This window comes from Sphingomonas bacterium (assembly GCF_903643035.1).
Lineage (GTDB): Bacteria > Pseudomonadota > Alphaproteobacteria > Sphingomonadales > Sphingomonadaceae > Sphingomonas.
This window is the reverse complement of sequence record NZ_CAHJWW010000256.1, coordinates 1-3,972: the sequence shown is the minus strand read 5'-3', so window position 1 is coordinate 3,972 and position 3,972 is coordinate 1. Positions and strand designations below refer to the sequence as shown.

At 71.7% G+C, this 3,972-nt stretch carries 4 protein-coding genes and 1 pseudogene; 4 read left to right on the top strand and 1 reads right to left on the bottom strand.

The window, feature by feature from the left end:
• The first annotated feature begins 123 nt into the window (after window positions 1-123).
• The gene (locus HUV01_RS13310; protein WP_174298706.1) at window positions 124-966 is read left to right on the top strand and encodes an oxidoreductase; all 843 of its coding nucleotides are present in this window, start codon (window positions 124-126) and stop codon (window positions 964-966) included.
• Window positions 967-1,011: 45 nt separating this feature from the next.
• Here HUV01_RS13310 and HUV01_RS13305 read toward each other — a convergent pair whose 3' ends face one another.
• The gene (locus tag HUV01_RS13305; RefSeq protein ID WP_217431008.1) at window positions 1,012-1,821 is read right to left on the bottom strand and encodes an N-formylglutamate amidohydrolase; all 810 of its coding nucleotides are present in this window, start codon (window positions 1,819-1,821) and stop codon (window positions 1,012-1,014) included.
• Window positions 1,822-1,850: 29 nt separating this feature from the next.
• Here HUV01_RS13305 and HUV01_RS13300 point away from each other — a divergent pair, with 29 nt between their 5' ends.
• The 3 genes and pseudogenes from HUV01_RS13300 to HUV01_RS13290 all read left to right on the top strand — a co-directional run.
• Window positions 1,851-2,804: a transglutaminase family protein gene (locus HUV01_RS13300; RefSeq protein ID WP_174298704.1), complete on the top strand. Its 954-nt coding sequence runs from the start codon at window positions 1,851-1,853 to the stop codon at window positions 2,802-2,804.
• Window positions 2,798-3,628 carry a transglutaminase-like domain-containing protein gene (locus HUV01_RS13295; protein ID WP_174298703.1) on the top strand — a complete coding sequence of 277 codons (831 nt, stop codon included), beginning with the start codon at window positions 2,798-2,800 and terminating at the stop codon, window positions 3,626-3,628. Before HUV01_RS13300 ends, HUV01_RS13295 begins: the two co-directional genes overlap by 7 nt.
• A pseudogene (locus tag HUV01_RS13290) lies at window positions 3,621-3,972 on the top strand (hypothetical protein); the annotation flags it as partial. The gene HUV01_RS13295 and the pseudogene HUV01_RS13290, both read left to right, overlap by 8 nt.

Sequence of the window (3,972 nt, the reverse complement as noted above, 5' to 3'; positions counted from 1 at the left end):
CGTCGCCTCCGTCGGCAGCACGCTCGCACGGCGCGGCGGCGCCGCGGCGGCGGCGGCGCCCACGACCTGAAACTAGCGCGCATCGCCGGGGGTTGGGGCCTTTTACCGACAGCGAGACGCGCCATGCCCACCGACACCCCCGTCTGGTTCATCACCGGCTGTTCCACGGGCTTCGGCCGCGAACTGGCGAGACTGGTGGTCGACCGCGGCTGGGCCTGCGCCGTCACCGCGCGCGGGGCCGACAAGGTGGCGGACCTGGTCGCCGACGCCGATGGGCGCGGGCTGGCGCTGGACCTCGACGTGACCGACCAGGCGCAGGTCGACGCCGCCGTCGCCGCGGCGGTCGCGCGGTTCGGCCGGATCGACGTGCTCGTGAACAACGCGGGCTATGGCTACCAGTCGTCGATCGAGGAAGGCGAGGAGGACGCGATCCGCGCCCAGTTCGAGGCGAACACCTTCGGCCTGTTCGCGATGACGCGCGCGGTGCTGCCGACGATGCGCGCGCAGGGGAGCGGCCACGTCATCAACGTCACGTCGGTCGCCGGGCTCGTCGGCTTTCCGGGATCGGGCTATTACGCCGCCTCCAAACATGCGGTGGAGGGCTTTTCCGACGCGCTGCACGCCGAGGGCGAGCCGATCGGCATCCGCGTCACCTGCGTCGAGCCGGGGCCGTTCCGCACCGACTGGGCCGGCCGGTCGCTCAGGCAGACGCCGAACCGGATCGCCGCCTATGCCGATACCGCGGGCAAGCGGCTGGCGGACACGCGCGGGTACAGCGGCACGCAGGTCGGCGACCCGGTGCGCGCGGGCGAGGCGATGATCGCGCTGACGCGGATGGACCAGCCGCCGCGCCACATGGTGCTGGGCCGGTTCGGCATGGACGCGGTGACGGCGAAGCTGCGCGAGCGGCTGGACGAGATCGAGGGCCAGCGCGCGGCGAGCCTCGCGACGGATTATCCGGGGTAGCTTCCGCCGCGCCGGAAGGGTGAGGGTGATGCCTACCGGTGGCGATTACGCCCCCGCCGTGCCGATATTTTCCCGCGCCGCCTCCAGCGCCACCTTCAGCCGCGCCGCCCACGCCGCCTGCCCGCCCGCGTCGCCGATCAGGTCCTGTCGCACCTCGATCTCCGCATAGGCGAGGCCGGCGGGCCAGGCGTGGCGGGGGACGGTATAGTCGATCAGGTCCATCCGGTACGGCTCGTTGTCGCCCACCGTCAGCGACCCGTCTCCACTCACGTCCCGCGCCAGCGCCGCGATCAGCGCGCGGGCGAAGGCGGGCTCGCCCAGATGGTGCAGCACGCCCACATGCCACGGCCGCGCCCGCCCGTCCTTCAACGCCGGCGTGAAGCTGTGCAGCGCGATCAGGACCGTCTCCCGCCCCGCCGCGCGGCGATGCGCGATCTCGGCGGCGATCGCCTGCTGATAGGGCTCGTGGATCTCGTCGATCCGCGCCTGGCGATCGGCCCGGGACAGGTCGCGGTTGCCGGGGACGGGCGATCCGTCGCTGGTCGGCGCGATGGCGCCGGGCGCGCCGTTCGTCCCGGCGTCGTCGGGGCGGCGGTTGCAGTCGACCACCAGCCGCGAATAGCTCTGCCGCACGAACACCGCGTCCATGTCCCGCGCCATGGCTTCCCCCAGCCCGGCGATGCCGATGTCCCAGGCGATGTGCCGCGCCCGCTCCGCCGCCGGAAGCCCCAGCGTGCCCAGTGCTTCGGGGATGACATTGCCCGCGTGATCGCCGATGAGGAGGAACGGGGACGCGCCGCCGGGGTTCACCACCGAGACGGGCGCGGGATCGCCCGCGCGCAGGAGGGGTCCCATCGACGGACTAGCGGGACGATCTGCGGCCGATGCCATTGCTGAACCTCTCTCACGTGACGACCTATACCTACAGGCAGGCGGTGTCGTTCGGCGAGCACCGAATGATGTTGCGCCCGCGCGAGAGCTACGACCAGCACCTGCTCGATGCGGTCCTGGTCATAGAGCCCGAGCCCGTCGAGATCCGCTGGCTGCAGGACGTGTTCGGCAATTCGGTGGCGATCGCGCGCTTCGACCGGCGCGCGACCCGGCTGTCGATCGACAGCCGGGTGCGGCTGCGCCACGCCCCCGCCGACGTGAGCCTGGTCGACATCGAGGACTATGCCCGCGTCTATCCCTTCGCCTATTCATCGGAGGAGATGCCCGACCTGCTGCGCTCGATCGAGCGCCAGCACCATGATCCGCAGCGGCGGATCGATGGCTGGGCGCGGCGGTTCGTCGACCCGTCGGGACGGACGCAGACGCTGGCGATGCTGGCCGACATGACGACCGCGATCCGCCGCGAGTTCACCTATGTCCCCCGCGCCGAGAAGGGCGTGCAGACGCCGATCGAGACGCTGGAGCGGCGCAAAGGCACCTGCCGCGACTATGCGATGCTGATGATCGAGGCGGCGCGCGCGCTGGGCCTCGCCGCGCGGTTCGTGTCGGGCTACGTCTACAACCCGCGCGGGATGCGGGGCGGCGGCGAGCGGGTGGGCGGGGGCAACACCCACGCCTGGGTCCGCGTCTACCTGCCGGGATCGGGCTGGGTCGAGTTCGATCCGACCAACGGCATCGTCGGCAACGACGGGCTGATCCGCGTCGCGATCGCGCGCGACCTCTATCAGGCGGTGCCGATATCGGGCAGTTGGGGCGGGTTTCCCGGCAGCTTCCTCGACATGGACGTCCGCGTCGACGTCACCGTCGAGGATGCCGGCCCGCGCGCCGCCGCCGGGACCTGCCCCCCCGCCCCATCTGACGACAGGAAGGAACCTGCCCCATGCTGATCCGCGCCGGCTACGACATCAGCTTCACGCCGACGAGCCCCATCACGGCCAGCCCCGTGCCGATGATGGCGATGCTGAGCATCCATCCCTCGCGGCACCGCGACCTGAAGACCGCGCACCGCATCACCACCAGCCGCGACGTGCCGCTGTACGACTACCGCGACGGTTTCGGGAACGTGTGCACCCGCGTGACGATCCCGGACGGCGGCCTGACGCTGTCGTGCGACTTCACGATCGAGGACACGGGCCTGCCGGACCGCCAGACGCCCGGTGCGATCCAGCACCCTGTCGACGAGCTGCCCGACGAGGTGCTCGTGTACCTGCTGGGCAGCCGCTATTGCGAGACGGACCGCCTGTCCGACACGGCCTGGAGCCTGTTCGGCGGGGTCGAGCCCGGCTGGAGGCGAGTCGCCGCGATCGTCGAGTTCACGCACGACCACATCGAGTTCGGCTATCATCACGCGCGCCCGACCAAGACCGCCTGGGACGCGCATCAGGAACGGCAGGGCGTGTGCCGCGACTTCGCGCACCTGGCGATCACGCTTTGCCGCTGCATGAACATCCCCGCGCGCTATTGCACCGGCTATCTGGGGGACATCGGCGTGCCGCCGTCGGACTCGGCGATGGACTTCTCCGCCTGGTTCGACGTGTATCTGGGCGGCGAGTGGCACACGTTCGATGCGCGCCACAACAAGGCGCGCACCGGCCGCATCCTGATGGCGCGCGGCCGCGATGCGACCGATGCGGCGCTGACCACGCAGTTCGGCTCGGCCACGCTCGACCGGTTCGAGGTCCATACCGACGTGGTCGACACCCTTGGCTGACGCCGATCCGCCGATCGACACGGGCGGGGACGGCGAGGGCGGCGGGCACGGCCTCGACGCGCTGCTGTCCCCGGGGACCCTGCCGTTCGGGGCGCCCGCGTTCGACCGGATCGCGGCGGGCGACTTCCTGCCCGCGTTCCAGCTGGCGCTGGACGCCGCGCGCGCCGAGGTCGAGGCGATCGCCACCGATGCCGCCCCCGCCGGCTTCGACAACACGATCGTGGCGATGGAGCGGGCGGGCGCGACGCTGGCGCGGGTGCGGCGCATCTTCTGGACGCTGTCCTCGGCGCAGGCCGAACCGGGCATCCGCGCCATCGAGGTCGAGGTGGGGATGCTGCTCGCCC

What these genes read in the sequence shown, in the direction of transcription:
- HUV01_RS13295 (WP_174298703.1), top strand. Translation starts at nt 2,798, where the DNA reads ATGCTGATCCGCGCCGGCTACGACATCAGCTTCACGCCGACGAGCCCC.
- HUV01_RS13310 (WP_174298706.1), top strand. Translation starts at nt 124, where the DNA reads ATGCCCACCGACACCCCCGTCTGGTTCATCACCGGCTGTTCCACGGGC.
- HUV01_RS13300 (WP_174298704.1), top strand. Translation starts at nt 1,851, where the DNA reads ATGCCATTGCTGAACCTCTCTCACGTGACGACCTATACCTACAGGCAG.
- HUV01_RS13305 (WP_217431008.1), bottom strand. Translation starts at nt 1,821, where the DNA reads ATGGGACCCCTCCTGCGCGCGGGCGATCCCGCGCCCGTCTCGGTGGTG.